Origin of the sequence: Sphingobium sp. DN12, from assembly GCF_051058005.1 — a bacterium.
GTDB lineage: Bacteria > Pseudomonadota > Alphaproteobacteria > Sphingomonadales > Sphingomonadaceae > Sphingobium > Sphingobium yanoikuyae.
In genome coordinates this window covers 3,777,501-3,794,391 of sequence record NZ_CP173717.1, presented here as the reverse complement: position 1 = coordinate 3,794,391, position 16,891 = coordinate 3,777,501, and the positions used below count along the sequence as shown (strand labels likewise).

General features: G+C 65.6%; 18 protein-coding genes (1 of these 18 running past the window's edge). 8 read left to right on the top strand and 10 right to left on the bottom strand.

Features of this window, described 5'->3' with window-relative positions:
- Positions 1-10 precede the first annotated feature (10 nt).
- Positions 11-241, bottom strand: a complete 231-nt coding sequence (locus ACI6S0_RS18015; RefSeq protein WP_004209034.1) for a ferredoxin — start codon at positions 239-241, stop codon at positions 11-13.
- Positions 242-475: 234 nt separating this feature from the next.
- Between ACI6S0_RS18015 and ACI6S0_RS18010 the strand changes: the two genes are divergently transcribed.
- Genes ACI6S0_RS18010 through ACI6S0_RS17990 form a run of 5 tightly spaced genes read left to right on the top strand, consistent with a single transcriptional unit; the run spans position 476 to position 5,030 of the window.
- Positions 476-1,729, top strand: coding sequence for a cytochrome P450 (locus ACI6S0_RS18010; protein WP_434403815.1), 1,254 nt, complete (start codon positions 476-478; stop codon positions 1,727-1,729).
- Positions 1,729-2,133 (top strand): Zn-ribbon domain-containing OB-fold protein, encoded by a 405-nt coding sequence (locus ACI6S0_RS18005; protein WP_004209032.1) that lies wholly within the window; start codon positions 1,729-1,731, stop codon positions 2,131-2,133. Before ACI6S0_RS18010 ends, ACI6S0_RS18005 begins: the two co-directional genes overlap by 1 nt.
- Complete coding sequence (locus ACI6S0_RS18000) at positions 2,130-3,296, top strand: thiolase family protein (protein WP_434403814.1); 1,167 nt, start codon at positions 2,130-2,132, stop codon at positions 3,294-3,296. Before ACI6S0_RS18005 ends, ACI6S0_RS18000 begins: the two co-directional genes overlap by 4 nt.
- Positions 3,297-3,301: 5 nt before the next feature.
- Positions 3,302-4,048, top strand: coding sequence for a DUF2889 domain-containing protein (locus ACI6S0_RS17995; RefSeq protein ID WP_434403812.1), 747 nt, complete (start codon positions 3,302-3,304; stop codon positions 4,046-4,048).
- Between the two features lie 13 nt (positions 4,049-4,061).
- Complete coding sequence (locus ACI6S0_RS17990; protein WP_434403811.1) at positions 4,062-5,030, top strand: alpha/beta hydrolase; 969 nt, start codon at positions 4,062-4,064, stop codon at positions 5,028-5,030.
- Between the two features lie 9 nt (positions 5,031-5,039).
- Here the strand turns inward: ACI6S0_RS17990 and ACI6S0_RS17985 are convergent, their stop codons facing one another.
- The 6 genes from ACI6S0_RS17985 to ACI6S0_RS17960 form a co-directional block, all read right to left on the bottom strand.
- Complete coding sequence (locus ACI6S0_RS17985) at positions 5,040-6,047, bottom strand: LLM class flavin-dependent oxidoreductase (RefSeq protein WP_434403810.1); 1,008 nt, start codon at positions 6,045-6,047, stop codon at positions 5,040-5,042.
- Between the two features lie 79 nt (positions 6,048-6,126).
- Entirely contained in the window at positions 6,127-6,966 is an 840-nt protein-coding gene (locus ACI6S0_RS17980) for a TauD/TfdA dioxygenase family protein (protein WP_037512962.1), read from the bottom strand.
- Between the two features lie 73 nt (positions 6,967-7,039).
- Positions 7,040-7,624, bottom strand: coding sequence for a TetR/AcrR family transcriptional regulator (locus tag ACI6S0_RS17975; RefSeq protein WP_234893019.1), 585 nt, complete (start codon positions 7,622-7,624; stop codon positions 7,040-7,042).
- 214 nt (positions 7,625-7,838) lie between these two features.
- Entirely contained in the window at positions 7,839-8,591 is a 753-nt protein-coding gene (locus ACI6S0_RS17970) for an SDR family NAD(P)-dependent oxidoreductase (RefSeq protein ID WP_037512966.1), read from the bottom strand.
- A 38-nt stretch (positions 8,592-8,629) separates the two neighbouring features.
- Positions 8,630-9,451, bottom strand: coding sequence for a TauD/TfdA dioxygenase family protein (locus ACI6S0_RS17965; protein ID WP_434403808.1), 822 nt, complete (start codon positions 9,449-9,451; stop codon positions 8,630-8,632).
- A 104-nt stretch (positions 9,452-9,555) separates the two neighbouring features.
- Positions 9,556-10,068: a nuclear transport factor 2 family protein gene (locus ACI6S0_RS17960; protein ID WP_434403807.1), complete on the bottom strand. Its 513-nt coding sequence runs from the start codon at positions 10,066-10,068 to the stop codon at positions 9,556-9,558.
- A 124-nt stretch (positions 10,069-10,192) separates the two neighbouring features.
- Here ACI6S0_RS17960 and ACI6S0_RS17955 point away from each other — a divergent pair, with 124 nt between their 5' ends.
- On the top strand, positions 10,193-10,753 hold the full coding sequence (locus tag ACI6S0_RS17955) for a TetR/AcrR family transcriptional regulator (RefSeq protein ID WP_136185820.1): 561 nt from the start codon (positions 10,193-10,195) through the stop codon (positions 10,751-10,753).
- A 97-nt stretch (positions 10,754-10,850) separates the two neighbouring features.
- Positions 10,851-12,302, top strand: a complete 1,452-nt coding sequence (locus tag ACI6S0_RS17950; RefSeq protein ID WP_434403806.1) for a carboxylesterase/lipase family protein — start codon at positions 10,851-10,853, stop codon at positions 12,300-12,302.
- On the opposite strand, the gene ACI6S0_RS17945 is transcribed toward ACI6S0_RS17950, so the two are convergent.
- The 3 genes from ACI6S0_RS17945 to cysD form a co-directional block, all read right to left on the bottom strand.
- The gene (locus ACI6S0_RS17945; RefSeq protein ID WP_434405962.1) at positions 12,299-13,030 is read right to left on the bottom strand and encodes a 3'(2'),5'-bisphosphate nucleotidase CysQ; all 732 of its coding nucleotides are present in this window, start codon (positions 13,028-13,030) and stop codon (positions 12,299-12,301) included. The two genes, ACI6S0_RS17950 and ACI6S0_RS17945, sit on opposite strands and share 4 nt — an antisense overlap.
- A gap of 23 nt (positions 13,031-13,053) precedes the next feature.
- Positions 13,054-15,024: a sulfate adenylyltransferase subunit CysN gene (gene cysN / locus ACI6S0_RS17940; RefSeq protein ID WP_434403805.1), complete on the bottom strand. Its 1,971-nt coding sequence runs from the start codon at positions 15,022-15,024 to the stop codon at positions 13,054-13,056.
- Between the two features lie 127 nt (positions 15,025-15,151).
- The gene (gene cysD, locus ACI6S0_RS17935; protein WP_434403804.1) at positions 15,152-16,084 is read right to left on the bottom strand and encodes a sulfate adenylyltransferase subunit CysD; all 933 of its coding nucleotides are present in this window, start codon (positions 16,082-16,084) and stop codon (positions 15,152-15,154) included.
- A 191-nt stretch (positions 16,085-16,275) separates the two neighbouring features.
- Here cysD and ACI6S0_RS17930 point away from each other — a divergent pair, with 191 nt between their 5' ends.
- A protein-coding gene (locus ACI6S0_RS17930) for an aldo/keto reductase (RefSeq protein ID WP_434403803.1) crosses the window boundary here: on the top strand, positions 16,276-16,891 show its 5' portion. The gene runs 398 nt beyond the window's last position; the window shows 616 of its 1,014 coding nt (coding positions 1-616); it begins with the start codon at positions 16,276-16,278; the stop codon falls past the right edge of the window.

The window sequence follows — 16,891 nt, the reverse complement described above, 5'->3', positions numbered from 1 at the left end:
GATTCTCTGATTATGCCTTGGCCTTGGGCGGCCAGCTGATGCTGCCATCATCTTCCTCGACGACGATGATGCGTTCGGGGCAGGCGCGCGCGCCGCGCTTGGCGGTCTGCTGCTCGCCGTCTGCCACGTCGAAACCCTCGGTCGCGATATAGCCGTCCTCGTCCAGCGGATACATGTCCTCGGACACGGCGGCGCAGCGGGCATTGCCCACGCAGCCTGACTTTTCGATGCGGATTCTCATCTGCCCTCTCCGGCTATTCTGACCTTCCTTAGAAAGGAGATTACGGCCCCGATCAACGTGGCGCCCGGCACAATCGCCATCGCGATACGGAGCCGCGATGCGGATCGTCGGTGCGTTATCTGGCATCACCGCACCCAGCCCCTTTGCCTTTGCCGGGCCGCCGGGCAAAACGGGTCCGACAAGAAGGGACGCGTCCTGCACGCGCCCGCCCCAGCAGGGAAGACGGAGAGAATCATGGCCCACGCCACCTTGAGCCCCGCCGCGCCACAGCCGGCCCATGTGCCCGACGCGCTCGTCTATGATTTCGATGTCCATGCCGATCCGGGCCTGCTGGCCGATCCGCATGCGCGCATCCTCGACCTGCTGAAGACGGCGCCGCCGGTCTTCTGGACGCCGCGCAATGGCGGCGGCTGGGTCGCGCTGACCCATGCCGCCAATTATGAAGCGTCGCGCGACACCGAAACCTATTCCAGCGAGTTCGTGCCGGCCGACAAGATGAAGGCGCTGCTCGCCTCGCTGCCGCCGGGCGCGCCGCATATTCCGCAGCCGATCCCGATCACGCTCGATCCGCCCGAGCACACCAAATATCGCCAGCCGCTGCAAAAGGTCTTCTCGCCCAAGACGATCGCAGCCCTGAAGGACAGCATCCGCGAACTGGCCGGCGAGCTGATCGACGCGATCAAGGCCGATGGCCAGTGCGAATTCATGAGCACCGTGGCCGAGCCGCTGCCGGTGCAGGTCTTCCTCAAGATGCTGGGCTTGCCGCTCGAACGGCTGCCGGAATATCGCCAGATCGTGAAGGAGCATATGGAGGCGATCGATACCGATCGCGAAGGCTCCATGCGCCGCTTGCAGCGCATTGCCGCGGCGATGCGCGACACCGTGCTGGAGCGCAGGGATAATCCGAAGGACGATATCATCTCCATGCTGTGGAAGCTGGAGGTGGACGGCCAGCCGAGCACGCTTGCCGACATGGAAAATTACGGCGTGCTGCTGTTCATCGCCGGCCTCGACACGGTGATGAACGGCATGGGCCTTGCCATGCGCGGCCTGGCGCTCGACCTGCCATTGCAGGCGAAGTTGCGGGCCGAGCCCAAGCTGGTGGCCGAAGCGGCCGAGGAAATGCTGCGCCGCTATACCTTCACCGTGCCGATGCGGGTCATCAAGAAGCCCGCCGAACTGGCCGGGGCCAAGATGATGCCCGGCGACATGCTCAAGCTGTTCCTGCCCGCTGCCGATCTGGATGCGCAGGAATTCCCGCAGCCCGACAGCTATGATCTTGATCGCGAGAACAACGTTCACATCGCCTTCGGCGTCGGCCCGCATCGCTGCCTGGGTTCCCACCTCGCGCGCGTGGAGTTGCAGGTTCTCTATGAGGAGATGCTGGCGCGCCTGCCCGAATTCCGGCTCGATCCGGCCAAGCCCACGGTCTTCCATGGCGGCCATGTGATCGGCATCGAAAGCCTGAACCTGGTCTGGGACGTCTGATGGTCTGGCAACGTTCGCGCCCGCGCCTCGATCGGGAAAATCGCGCCTTCTGGACCGGCGGGGCGGAGGGGAAGCTCAACATCACCCGCTGTGATGATTGCGGCCAGTTCACCCATCCGCCGCGCGAGATCTGCCGCCATTGCCAGTCGGAAAATGTCGGCCCCCATGCGGTCGCCGGCACCGGCGCGGTCGATACCTATACGATCAACTATCAGGCCTGGGCCAAGGATATGGAGGTGCCCTTCGTCATCGCCCGCGTCCGGCTCGACGATGTGCCCGGCGTCTATCTGACCACCAATATCGTCAACTGCCCGGTCGATGCCGTCGACATGGATGACCGCGTCCGCGTCACCTTCGAGGAGCAGGACGGCATCTGGTTCCCCCTGTTCGAGAAGGTCGCATGAGCATGGCGCGCGAAGCCTATATCACCGGCATCGGCATGTCGGAGGTCGGCGTGCGGCTGACCCGGTCGCCGCTCGGCCTGACGCTGGACGCCGTGCGCGAGGCGATTGCCGACGCCGGCCTGACGCTCGACCAGATCGATGGCGTCGCCACCTATCCCGGCAAGATGTCGACCTTCCTCGGCTTCTCGCCGGTCAGCTCCGACGATGTGATCGAGATATTGGGCCTCAACACACGCTGGCATATCGGCGCGGCCGAGGCGACGGCGCAGCTGGGCGCGATCGCCGAGGCGGCAATGGCGGTGAAGGCCGGCCTTGCCCGCCATGTCCTGTGCTTCCGCACCGTCTATGAAGCGGCGGCGCTGGCCCGCCCCGAAGAATTTCCGCCGATGGAACGGCGCAAGGATGTGTCGGGCAATTCGCAATGGGTCTCGCCCTTCGGCGCCTTTTCGGCCGCCAACTGGACCGCGCAATTCGCGATGCGCCACATGAAGCGCTATGGCCTGACCCGCGAACAACTCGCCCAGGTGGCGCTGAACGATCATGCCAATGCCGCGCGCAACCCCCGCGCGATCGTCAAGAAGCCGCTGACCATGGACGAGTATATGGCGGCGCGGATGATCAGTTCGCCCTTCTGCCTCTATGATTGCGACCGCTTCACCGATGCCTCGACCGTGCTGATCGTGTCGGCGGGCGATGCGCTGGGCGAAGTGAAGACGACACCGATCCGCATCGCCGCCAGCGCCGGATCGGTCGAGCGCTACAGCTGGGACCAGGCCGAATGGGCGAGCGCCTATCCGACCGGGCGCGACCTGTGGAAGAATACCGACTACAGCGCCAAGGATGTCGATACCGTCCAATTTTATGACGGCTTCGCCTTCCAGCCGATCACCTGGCTCGAAGGACTGGGCTTCTGCGATGTCGGCGAGGGCGGCCAGTTCCTCGAAGGCGGCAAGCGCATCGCGCTCGACGGCGAACTGCCGATGAACACCGGCGGCGGCCAGCTTGGCTGGGGGCGTCTGCACGGCTTCGGCTTTGCCTATGAATCGGTGGTGCAGTTGCGCGGCGAGGGCGGCGAAAGGCAGATCGCCGGCGACCCGAAGGTGGCCGTGGCGACATCGGGTGGCGGCCCCATGGCGGCGGCGCTGCTGCTGGCGAAGGACTGATCGCGATGGACAGCGGCATGCTGGACATGCTGCCCGGCTTTCGCCGTCGCTTCCTGGTGACGCCGCTGCCGGGCCGGGTGACGGCGGCGGTCGAGGATGATTATCACAGCATGGCCGTCATCCTGCATCATGACGGCGCGCGCATCAGTGGCGTCGACGCGATCATGGAGCGGGTGCCCTGGACCACCTGTCCGGGTGCGCCGGTGGTGCTGCAGGCGACCTTCACCGGTGTCGCGCTGGCTGAGGCGGCGGCGCGCGGCGAGAAGAAGGCGAACTGCACCCATTTGCACGACCTGGCCGTGCTGGCTGCGGCGCACGCTGGCGATGACACGCCGACCCGCTATGAGATATTGGCCTGCGATCCGATCGAAGACGAGGCGGTGGCGGAAATCCGGCGCGACGGCACGCCGCTGCTGCAATGGGCGCATCGCAGCCATGTCATGACCGCGCCGGCCGACATTGCCGGCCAATCGCTGATGAAGCTGCGGCCGTGGATCGATGCGCTGGAAGAACCCCGGCGCGAGGCGGCCCGGCTGCTGCAATGGGGCACGATCCTCGCCAATGGCCGGCTGATCCCGATGGAGCGGCAATCGACCGCGACCCGCGTGCCGCCCAACTGCTTCACCTTCCAGCCGGAAAATGCGGTCAAGGCGCAGCGCGTCGGCCGGGTGATCGACTTCACCGCCGAACCTTTGGTGCCGCTCGACCATTTTGATGGTGCCGCCTATGACCGGCCGCGCGACGCACAATAGAGGAAACGGGACGATGGACGAGGCGCGGCAACTGGTAGCCCCCGAATTGCGCGCGGCGCTCGACCTCTTCCCGCCGCTCGATCTCAGCGACCAGAGTATCGCCGCCTTCCGCCAGCCCTTTGCTAACCGGCCCGCCGAACCGATGCCCGAAGCGCTGGCCGCCGTGCAGCGCGAAGAAATCTTCCTGCCCGGCGCGCCCGGATCGCCCGATGTGCGCTGCCTGCTCTATCGTCCGGCCGAGGCGGCTGGGGATGCCCTGCGTCCGGCCTATCTCCATATCCATGGCGGTGGCTTCGTGCTCGGCATGGCCGATATGAGCGACCTGTCCAACCGGGCCTGGGTGGCGCAGCTGGATTGTGTCGTCCTGTCGGTCGATTACCGGCTGGCGCCCGAAACGCCGTTTCCCGGCGCGCGCGACGATTGCTACGCGGCGCTCGGCTGGCTGCATGAACAGGCCGACGCGCTGGGCATCGATCCGACCCGCATCGCCATCGGCGGCGAGAGCGCGGGCGGCGGCCATGCCGTGGCGCTGGCGATCCATGCCCGCGACCTGGGCGCCTATCCGATCCGTTTCATGCTGCTCGACGCGCCGATGCTCGACGATCGCACCGGCAGCAGCGCGCCGCTCCACCCCATCACCGGCCGGTTCGTCTGGACCCCGGTGCAGAATCGCTATGGCTGGGGGGCACTGCTCGGGCAGGAAGCGGGGACCGACCATGTCCCGACCGACGCCGTGCCGGCCCGCTGTCCCGACCTGTCCGACCTGCCGCCTGCATTCATCAGCGTCGGCGCGCTCGACCTGTTCCTGGAGGAGGATATCGACTTCGCCCGCCGGCTGCTGGCGCTGGGCATCGCCATAGAACTCCATGTCACGCCCGGCGCCTATCATGGCTTCGGCCTGGCCGGCCCCGATACGCCGCAGATGCAGGCACTCCAGGCGATGCGCCTCGCCGCCCTCCGCCGCGCCTTGCAGGGGAACTGACGCCGCCCATTAGAGTGCGGGCATGACCTTGTCGGCGAACAGTTGGGCATAGGGCTGGAATTTTGCCGGGGGCAGGCCGGGCGGGAGCATCATCATGATATGTTCGACATTGATGCGCTGCTGCATCGCGCGGAAATGATCAATCGCCGCGTCGGGGGTGAGGATCTGCAGGATGCCGCTGCGCTTGAAGGCGTCGAGCGACATGGGTTTCAGCGCCACCTTGTCGATGCCCGATGCCTGATCCTCGGCCAGCCAGGCGCCGTAGGTCTCGTTCACATGGTGGAAATAGGGGGCCATCTCCGCCATCGCCGCCTCGGGGTCTTCGGCGACCAGGGTGAACAGGCTCTGGATGCGGATGCGCGCGGCGGCCGGGTCTTTCCCCTCGGCGCGCAGCTTGTCCGCATAGAGGCCGCATACCTCCTCATTGCCGAAATAGCCGTCGGCATATTTCGCCACCCGCGCCAGCGCCTTTTCGGCAAAGCCGCCAATATAGAGGGGGATGCGGCCGCGCGGCGCAGCCGGGCGTAGGGACGCGCTGGCGATGCTGTAATGCTGCCCGGTAAAATCGACCGTCTCGCCGGCCCAGAGTTGCTGGACGATCGCGAGGAACTCATCGAAGCGCGCGCCGCGCTTGCCGAAATCGACGCCATAGGCCTGAGTCTCGCGGCGGCGGTAGCCGATCGCCAGTGCCATCTCCAGCCGGCCGTCGGACAGGATATCCAGCACCGCGCATTCCTCGGCAAAGCGGACCGGATGATAGAGCGGGGCGAGCGCGATCGCCGACCCCAGCTTGATCTTGCTGGTACGCGCAGCGATCGCCGCCAGCGCGACATTGGGCGCGGGCATATAGCCATCCTGCGCGCCATGATGTTCGGGCACCCAAGCACCGGCAAAGCCCGCCGTCTCGCTCCAGGCGACGAAATCCAATATCTCGGCATAGAGATCGGCCGGGCGCCGTTCCCATTGGGGCGGGTTCCGGAAATCATAGAGATAGCCGAAGGTCAGCGGGGTGGTCATGATGATGCTCCGAGGGCAGGGCAAAACGCCCGCCAACCCGGTTGGGCGGCGGGCGTGGAAAGGCCGTAGAGGCCGATCCTTATTCGAAGGGTTCTTCGCCCTGCAGCTTGGTGCGGTGCATCATGCGGTTGCAGTCGGGATCATATTTCTCGGCCCGGTGCATGGTGCCGGTATTGTCCCAGATCACCAGGTCGCCGACGCTCCATTCATGGCTGTAGCTGAATTCCTCGCGGGTCGCCCATTCGCGCAGCCCGACCAGGATTTCGGCGCTGTCATAGGGATCGAGATCCTTGACCCGCTGAGCGGTGCAGCCCAGCACCAGCGACTTGCGGCCCGACTTGTGGTTCCACACCAGGGGCAGCTCATTCTCGCCGACCTGGCGCATGCCCTTCAGCTTGGCGAGGCTGGGCTCGGGCTCATAATAGAAGACCGTCGCCCAGACCGAGTGGATCACGCGCAGCGTCTCATATTCGGCCTTCTGCTCGTCGGTCAGCGCCTCATAGGCGGCATAGGTGTTGCAGAAACCGGTATTGCCGCCCCAGGTCGCGGGCACCTTGCACGACAGCAAGGAGGCGAGGATCGGCACATCGTTCATCGTGCCGTCGATATGCCAGTAGAGCGAGCCCTTAAGATATTCGGCGCTCTGCGGATTTTCCTTCACGTCGAGGGTGATCTTGTGGATTTCCTCGCCACCGCGATGCTCGGGGGCAAAGGCGCCCAGCGTCTTGGTGAAGGCGATCTGTTCCTCGTCGGTGAAGTCGATCTTCGGGAAGACCAGCACGCCGCGCTGTTCCAGCAACTCGCGAATCTGCGGCGCCAGTTCGCCGGCCAGCAGCTCCTCCTTGCTGTTGAGGATGCGGCTGCCGATGCTCGGCTTGATATCTTCATGCACGAAACGGGTAATGGTGGTGGCGGACATGCCTTGCTCTCCTATGCATCCCTGCGCGTTTGAACACATGTTCAACATGCCTGCACAGAAAAGTCAATGCCTCTCATTTTTCGGGCGGCAGCAATTCGTCCAATAGCGCCTCGACCGAAGCGCGGGCATCACTATGCCCGCTCGCGACCCCCATGTCGGCCTCCATCACCAGGGTGCGCCCGACCGCCGCGAGCAACAGGCTGAGGCCTGCCGCCGTCACCTTGTGATCGGCGAGTCGATCTCCCAGCAACTGCTCCATCAGTTGCGCCTGGCGATCACGCATCGCTTCGCTGTGGCGGGCGATCTCGGCACGGATCGCCTTGCGATGATTGGCCATGGCGACGAACTCCATCGCCAGCGCGTTGCGGCTGGGGTCGGAAAAGAAGCGCCACAGCGCCCGCACCGGATCGGCGCTGGTCAGCGCCGCCTCGATCATTGCGTCGCTCTGCTCCGCGCCGCGGCGGAACACTGCCAGCAGCAGGTCGTCGGTGGTCGGGAAATAATAATGGACCAGCGAGGGCGGCAGCTCGGCGCGCAGCGCCACCCGGCGCGAACTGGCGGCGGCATAGCCTTCGTCGCGGATCACCTGTTCGGTGGCCTCCACGATCCGGGCGCGGGTTTCGGAGCTTTCGGCGCCGACGCGACGTTTCTGGACCATGGCCGGAGCATAAATGGCCGGGCCGCCCATGCAAGCGTCTGCGCTTTCGTCTGGCGCCTTTGGCGCGTCTGCGCCAGCCTTCAAACGAGGCACGTGACTCGTTTGAACCCCACCCGACCGCCCATCAGGATATCATGGCTGGGTGGTCGGGTGGGGGTGTGGGCCGGTGCGGCCTCTTGAAAATGCGTTTTTCCGCGCATTTTCCAGTAAACTCTTAATGCGACCCCATATAGCGGCCGCCATTGGTGCTGATCGTCTGCCCGGTGATGTAGCTGGCCTCTTCCGACGCCAGATAGGCGCAGGCCGCGGCGATATCTTCGGGCTTGCCGATCCGCTTCATCGGCAGCGTCTGGGCAAAGGCGTCGGCGTCGATCGGCGCGGCGCGCAGCATCGGCGTGTCGATGAAGCCGGGCGGCACCATGTTGAAGGTCACGCCGCTCGGCGCGAATTCCAGCGCCAGCGCCTTGGTCATGCCCATCAGGCCACCCTTGGACGAGACATAATGGCCCTGGGCGAAGGAGCCCGACTGGACCGAGGAGGAGGTGATGTTGATCACCCGGCCCCAGCCGGCCGCCAGCATGTCGGGCAGCACTTCCTTGGTCAGCAGATAGGGGCCGCGCAGGTTGATGTGAATGACCTTGTCGAACAGGTCGTCGTCGATATCCATGAACGGGGTGAAGGGGGCGATGCCGGCATTGTTCACCAGGATCGCGATCGGCCCCAGCTTGGCGCGCGTCTCTTCCGCCGCCGCATGGATCGCCGCCTTGTCCGAACAGTCGGCGGTGATGGCGATGGCGGTGCCGCCGGCATCTTCGATCAGCTTGACGGTCTCGGCCGCGCCGTCGCCATTGATGTCCCACACCGCGATCTTGGCCGTATCCTCGGCCAGGCGCAGCGCGATCGCGCGGCCAATGCCTGAACCCGCACCCGTGACCACGGCCGTGCGGCCGTTGAGAGACCTCGTCATCGCAATTCCTTCCTATATGTCAATTTCGGTGTCGCTTTTCAGGCGCCGACCAGTTGCTCGATCGCCTCGATCGTCGTGCGGTGCATCATGCGATTTTCTTCCAGCGGATAGGGATCGACCCGGTGCATCGTGCCGCTATTGTCCCAGATGAGCAGGTCGCCCTCGGTCCAGTCATGGCGATAGACGAATTGCGGCTGGATCGCCCATTCGCGCAGCCGGGACAGCAGCACGCGGCCCTGCGCCGGGTCCATTCCCTCGACATGGTCGGCGGTCGATCCCAGCACCAGCGACTTGCGGCCGGTCTCATGGGTCCAGACCAAGGGATGGACCTTGGGCGTGCGCATCTGCCAGAAATTCAGTTCCGCCACGGTCGGCTCGGGGTTCACATAGCGCTGCGATGTCTCGAAGCTGTGGACCACGCGCAGCCCGTCATAGGCAGTCTTCTCTTCTTCGGGCAGATCGTCCCAGGCGGCATAGGTATTGGCGAAATAGGTGCTGCCGCCGGTCCTGGACAGCGACTTGGCGTTCAGTGTGGCGGCGAAATTGGGCACATCGTCGCTTGCCCCGTCGATATGCCAGAAGAAGGCGCCCTTGATATATTCGGCGCCCGGATTTTCCTTGGGATCGATCGTCACCTTGAAGATGCCGCCTTCGCCCTGCGGCTGGACCCGGCCCAGCGTGTGGGAAAAGGCCAGCTGATCTTCGCGACTCATGTGCAGCCCGCGCACGATCAGCACGCCGCGCCGCTGCAACAGCGCCAGGATCGTGTCGGCATGCTTGCCCGACACCAGGGTTGCCGCGTCGGTCCGGATCTCGGTGCCAATGCGCGGCGTCAGGTCGATCGTCGAAAAGGCCATCATCCGCTCCAGCGGGCGCCTGTCGCGCCGCTCTTCTTGGCTGTCATCAACAGGATTGTTGATTTGACTGTCAAGGAAGCGGCGGCGACATCGCTGCGGCGAAGCGGCTAGCGGCCCGCCCCACGCGCAAAAAGCGGCGTCAGCAGCGCATAGCTGGGATCATTCACCGGCACCGGTTTGTCGCCATGGTCGGCGGCGGGTTGCAGCAGCTTCATGTCGAAGCTCACCACCCGCTTGGCAAAGCGCCACTGGCCATCGACGCGGCGATAGCTGTCGATATAGCGCACCCCCTGGATATCGTGCAGCAGCCCGCCCTTGCCGTCGGGGATCAGGTGCCAGGCAATGGCATAGACCTCGCCTTCGCCGGTATCGCCGTCGACCTCGACCAGATGGTTGCAGACGAAATGATTGCCGATATGCATGTGCGGCAGCGACGCTTCGAGAAAGGCGACATAGCCATCGACCGGCCCGTCATAATAGGCGCCATGGCTGTCGGTCGCGTCGTCGGTATAGAGCGACCGGATCAGCGCGAAATCCTGCCGGTCGACCCCGCGTGAATAGAGCTGGGCCAGTTCCCTGATCTCTTCCCTGGCGATCAGCGTCTCGATCCGGTTGTCCATGGCGTGCTTCCTCTCCTGTCGGGCCGGACCCTAGTCGGGCAGGGGCGCCGGGCAATGGGGCGGGGGCGGATCATCGGCCCGGCGATCCTCCCCTCTGTTCAGGCGGGTGCGAAGGCCCTAAGCCATGGCCCCGATGGATAATCTGCCGACCGACGCGCGCCAGCTGCGCTCCCGCCGCCAGCTGCTCGACGCGATGCTCCACCTGCTGGAAACCCGCCCCTATGATCAGGTGACGATCCGTGAGGTCGCGCGCGAGGCGGAGGTCGGCTACGCCACCTTCTTCCGCCATTATCCGTCCAAGGATGCGCTGCTGCATGATCTGGCGGCCGGACAGATCGCCGACCTTTTGCAACGCGCGCTGCCGATCCTGTTTGCCGATGATGCGCGCCAGTCCTGCATGACCCTGTTCGCTTATGTCGCCGAACGGCGCGCGCTCTGGTCGGCCTTCCTGACCGGCGGCGCGGCGACCATGCTCAAGCAGGAATTTTCCGACCAGGCACGCCAGCTGGCGCAGCAGAGGCCGCATGATGCCGGCTGGCTGCCCGACGAACTGCGCATCGTCTTCGCGGTCAGCGCCACGGTCGAGATTCTCGCCTGGTGGCTGCAGCAGGAACCCGATTATCCGCTCGATCGCATGGCGGAAATTCTCGACCGGCTGGTCGTCACCCCGTCGATGCAGCCCTGATCGGGCAGGGGCATCGCCCCGCCGCTATCTGCGCCCCGTGCGTTGGCGCCTCATCCGGCGCCGCCTAGCATCTTCGCCGCAAGACGGGAGGGGCGGCATGGACGGATTGACGGTGACGACGACGGCCGGCCCGGTGCGCGGCGCCCAGGCGAACGGCGTGCGATGCTGGCGCGGCATCCCCTATGCGCGGGCCGGTCGCTTTGCCGCCCCGGAGGCGCCGGCGCCCTGGAATGATGTGCGTGACGCATCACGCCCCGGTCCGCAATGTCCGCAAATGTATGGCAATCAGGCCAAACGGGCGCGGCTGTCGATGCCCGACTTTGCTGAGGATTGCCTGTCGCTCAACATCCATGTGCCCGACGGCGCGACCGGCTCGCTGCCGGTCTATGTCTGGATCCATGGCGGCGCCTTCGTCGCGGGTGGCGGCCATAGCTATGACGGCAGCGATCTTGCCCGCGACGGTGACATCATCGTCGTCACCATCAATTATCGGCTGGGCGTGCTCGGCTTCGTCAATTTCGGCGCGGTCGTGCCGGGCATCCCCTCCAACCTCGGCCTGCGTGACCAGATCGCGGCGCTGGTCTGGGTGCGCGACAATATCGCGGCCTTCGGCGGCGATCCGGCGCGGGTGACGGTCGGCGGCCAGTCGGCCGGCTCCATGTCGGTCTCGCTATTGCTCCATGCACCTGCCGCGCGCGGCCTATTTGCCGGCGCGATCATGCAGAGTGGCGCCGTCAGCCTGATCCATGGCCGCGACCGTAGCGAACAGGTGGCGCGCGATTATATGGCGGCGCTCGGCAACCCGGATCTCGCCGCGCTGCGCGGCATGGACCTCATCCGCCTGTTCGAGGCGCAGGGCACAGCCGGCGCCGCCAATCCCGGCACTATTCCCGCCGCCCCCTGGTTCGACGGCGACCTGCTGCCCGCCTCGCTGGCGGATGCGGTGGCTGAGCCGGCGGCGCGAGTGCCGTTGCTCGCCGGCGCCACGCGCGAGGAAATCCGTCTGTTCGAACTGATGCCCGGCGATATCCTGCCGACCGACTGGCCGGCACTCGAAGCCTTGCTCCATGCCCAATTGCCGGCGGATCATGCGGCCCGCATCCTGGCCGCCTATCCGCGCGACAAGGCGGGGCGCCGCGCGCTCGCCACCGATCTCACCTTCCTGATGCCGACGCGCCATTTCGCCGATCGCCAGTCGGGGCAGGCGCCGACCTGGTTCTATCGCTTCGACTATCGCCATCCGATCGCCGGTGCCGCCCATGGGCTGGACCTGACCCTGACCTGGCCGATGCGGGGCCTGCGCGCCGCCTTTGCGCGGGGCGGGCCGATGCGCGGGCGCCGCGCGGCGCTGGGCCGGCGGATGACCGATCATATCGCCCATTTCGTCCGTCATGGCGCGCCCGAGCCGGACTGGCCTGCCTATACGGTGGACCGGCCGGCGGTGAAGATTTTCGATCTGACGGACCGGGTGGACATCGATCCCGACGGCGATCGCTGGCGCGCCTGGGCGGGCGCTGATGTCGGCGCCGGACTGACGACCCGCGCCTAGCCCTTCAGTGCTTCCAGCACCATGTCGGCATGTTCATGCCTGCATATGAGGAGGTCGGGCATGTAGGTGTCTTCTTGGTTGTAGATGAGCGGCGAGCCGTCGATGCGGGATGCGTGGAGGCCGTGTGCGAGTGCGACGGCGGCGGGGGCGCAACTGTCCCATTCATATTGGCCGCCGGCGTGGAGATAGATGTCGGCCTGGCCCAGGATGACCGCCATCGCTTTGGCGCCGGCGGAGCCCATGGGCACCAGTTCGGCACCCAGCGCTTCGGCGACCGCGACCGCCTGGGGTGCGGGGCGGGTGCGGGATACGACCATGCGCAGTTTCTCGGGCGCGGGCGGCACGACACGCGGCTGGTCGGTGCGCAGGACGATGCCGTCGTCATGGCCCGGCAGCGCAACCGCACCGATGGTCGGCACGCCGTCGATGGCGAGGCCGACATGGACGGCCCAGTCGGCGCGCGCCTCGCCATATTCGCGGGTGCCGTCGACCGGGTCGACGATCCACACCCGGCTGTGCTGGAGCCGCGCCCCATCGCAGGCCATTTCCTCGGAGAGGAGACCATCCTGTGCCCGCTGTTCCCGCAGCGCATGGACGAGAAACTGGTTGGCGGTCTGGTCGCCGGCCTTGCCGAGCGCCCTGGCGCTGAACAGGCCCGAGGCGCGGACCTCCAGCAACAGGCGGCCGGCGGTTTCGGCGAGATGGGCGGCGAGGTCCGCGTCCGTCATGGTCTCTGGGGTCATGACGTTGCTCATTTGAGCGGCATGATCTTGCGGATGATATGCTCGGCGGCCTCTTCCGGCGTCATCTCGACGGTGTTGACCCGTATCTCGGGGCTGGTGGGTGCCTCATAGGGACTGTCGATGCCGGTGAAGTTCTTGAGGGCACCCGATCGGGCCTTCTTGTAGAGACCCTTGACGTCGCGCGCCTCGGCAACCTCGAGCGGGGTATCGACGAAGATCTCGATGAACTCGCCGTCCGGCAGCATCTCGCGCACCATCTCGCGCTCGGCGCGGAAGGGGGAGATGAAGGCGGTCAGCACGATCAGCCCCGCATCCGCCATCAGCTTGGCGACCTCGCCGACCCGGCGGATATTCTCGATCCGGTCCGCCTCGGTAAAGCCCAGATCCTTGTTGAGGCCATGGCGGATATTGTCGCCATCGAGCAGGAAGGTGTGGCGGTTCATCAGCGCGAGCCGCTTTTCCACCTCATTGGCGATGGTCGACTTGCCCGAGCCGGACAGGCCGGTGAACCAGAGGATGCGGGGCAGCTGGTTCTTGAGCGCGGCATGGGCCTCGCGGCCGATGTCGGTCGCCTGCCAATGGACATTCTGCGCCCGGCGCAGCGAGAAGTGGAGCATGCCCGCCGCCACGGTGCGGTTGCTGATCTTGTCGATCAGGATGAAGCCACCCAGGGTCCGGTTGTCGGCATAGGGCTCGAAGCTGATCGGCTTGTCGGTCGCCAGTTCGGCAACGCCAATGGCATTCAAGTCCAGCGTCTTGGCCGCCAGATGCTCCATCGTGTTGACGTTGACGACATATTTGGGCGCCTGGACGGTGGCCGATACGCTCTGCGTGCCGATCTTGAGCCAATAGGGCCGACCCGGCAGCATCGCCTCGTCATCCATCCACACGATGGTCGCCTCGAACTGGCTGGAGACCTCTGGCGGATTGTCGGCGACCGCGATGACGTCGCCGCGCGAACAGTCGATCTCGTCGGCGAAGCAGAGCGTGACCGACTGGCCGGCAATGGCTTCGTCGAGGTCGCCGTCACCACCGGTCCCGCTTGCCGGGCCGGTTCCACCCGGCATCGTCACGATACGCGAGATGGTCGATGTCTTGCCCGAGGGCAGCACCCGCACGGCGTCGCCCGGCTTGACCGATCCGCTGGCGATCAGCCCGGCAAAGCCGCGAAAGTCGAGGTTCGGGCGATTGACCCACTGGACCGGCATGCGGAAGGGCTTGGCCGCCGCGGTGGTGGCATCGACCTCGACGCTTTCGAGATGGGCCATCAGGGTCGGCCCCTGATACCAGGGGCTATTGTCGGACCGGGCGGTGATATTGTCGCCCTTGAAGCCGGAGATGGGGATCGGGGTGAAGGCACTGATGCCGATCGATTGCGCGAACGCGGCATAATCGGCGACGATCTTGTCGAACACCGCCTGGTCATAGCCGACCAGGTCCATCTTGTTGACGGCCAGCACGATGTTGCGGATGCCGATCAGGTGGGCGAGGTAGCTGTGGCGCCGCGTCTGGGTGAGGATGCCCTTGCGCGCGTCGATCAGGATGACGGCCAGGTCGGCGGTGGAGGCGCCGGTGACCATGTTGCGGGTATATTGTTCATGGCCGGGCGTATCGGCGACGATGAACTTGCGCTTCTCGGTGGCGAAGAAGCGATAGGCGACGTCGATGGTGATGCCCTGTTCGCGCTCGGCGGCGAGGCCATCGACCAGCAGGGCGAAGTCGATCTCGCCCCCTTGCGTGCCGACGCGCTTGGAGTCGGCCTGCAATGCCTCGAGCTGATCCTCGAAGATCATCTTCGAATCATAGAGGAGCCGCCCGATCAGGGTGGACTTGCCGTCATCGACCGAGCCGCAGGTGATGAAGCGCAGCATGGTCTTGTGCTGATGGACGTCGAGATAGGCGTCGATGTCCTGCGCGATCAGCGCATCGGTCTGGTAGATCGGGGCCTGGCTGTCGGGCTGGGTGAGCGTATCGGTCATTGGCTTTGTCCCGTCATCCCAGCGTAAGCTGGGATCTGGTTGATCTTGGAGAGGGTCAGCCCGGAGGCCTGAGGCCCCGGCCTTCGCCGGGGTTGACGCTTCGGAACGCTACGCATTCCGTGGCGCGTCAAAAATACCCCTCCTGCTTCTTCTTCTCCATGCCGGCGCCGCCGGCATCCTTGTCGATGGCGCGGCCCTGGCGCTCGGATGTGGTGGTGAGCAGCATCTCCTGGATCACCTCCGACAGGGTGCTGGCCTCGCTCTCGACCGCGCCGGTCAGCGGATAGCAGCCCAGCGTGCGGAAGCGGATCGAGCGCTCGACCGGCACTTCGCCGGGCGCCAGCGGGAAGCGGTCATCATCGACCATCAGCAGCATGCCGTCGCGCTCGACGGTGGGGCGGGGGGCTGCGAAATAGAGCGGCACGATCTCGATGCCTTCCAGCTGGATATATTGCCAGATGTCGAGCTCGGTCCAGTTGGAGATGGGAAAGACGCGGATGCTCTCGCCCTTGGCCTTGCGGGCATTGTAGAGGTTCCACAGTTCGGGCCGCTGGTTCTTGGGATCCCAGCCGTGCGAGGCGGTGCGGAAGGAGAAGATGCGCTCCTTGGCGCGGCTCTTCTCCTCGTCGCGGCGTGCGCCGCCGAATGCCGCGTCGAAGCCGAACTTGTCGAGCGCCTGCTTCAGCCCTTCCGTCTTCCACATGTCGGTGTGGAGCGCGCCATGGTCGAACGGGTTGATGCCGCGGGCCTGCGCCTCGGGATTATGATGGACCAGCAGTTCCATGCCCGCGTCGCGCGCGGCCTTGTCGCGCAGGTCGTACATCGCCCGGAACTTCCAGGTGGTGTCGACATGCAGCAGCGGGAAGGGCGGCGGCGAGGGATAAAAGGCCTTCTTCGCCAGATGCAGCATCACCGCCGAATCCTTGCCCACCGAGTACAGCATCACAGGCCGCTCCGCCTCCGACACCACCTCCCGCAATATATGTATGCTCTCCGCCTCTAGGCGCTCCAAATGGGTCAGGTTCCGGGTCATGGGCTCGCTCGCGCCGCAGGGCGGCATAAGGGTCTATAATGTGCCGTCGAAATGACCCCGCTGCGCCCGCCGGGCAAGATTGGCTTTGTTAAGCCGGGTAAACCCCATCTTCTTTCGTCCTGCCGGGTGAGGGCATGACCAAGGGCATGACAGAGCGGAGAGGCGGACCTATCTCATGCGTCACGCACGGCCCCAACCGACAGGATGTTTCTCACCCCATGACGACCGCTCTTCCCACCCGCCGCCTGGGCGCACTCACCGTTTCCGCCATCGGCCTTGGCTGCATGAACCTCTCCCACGCCTATCTGCCGCGCCCGTCTGCGGACGAGGCCGAACGGCTGCTGCGCCATGCGCTCGATGTCGGCGTGACCTTCTTCGACACCGCCGCCCTCTATGGCTTCGGCGCCAATGAGGAATTGCTCGGCCGCACCATCATGGACCGCCGCGCCGATTTCATCCTCGCCAGCAAATGCGTGCTGGCGGAGATTGACGGCAAGCGCGGCCTTGACGGCTCGCCCCAGGCGATCACCCGCGTGCTGGAGGATTCGCTGCGTCGGCTCAGGACCGACCATATCGATCTCTATTATCTCCATCGCCTCGACCCGAAGGTACCGATCGAGGAATCGGTCGGCGCGCTGGTGCGCGGCGTGGAGGATGGCAAGATCGGCGCGATCGGCCTGTCCGAAATGTCGGCGGCGACGATTCGCCGCGCCCATGCTGTGCATCCGGTGACGGCGGTACAGACCGAATATTCACCCTGGAGTCGCAACCCGGAGGTTGCCGTGCTCGACGCCTGCGCGGAACTCGACATCGGCTTCGTCGCCTTTTCGCCGG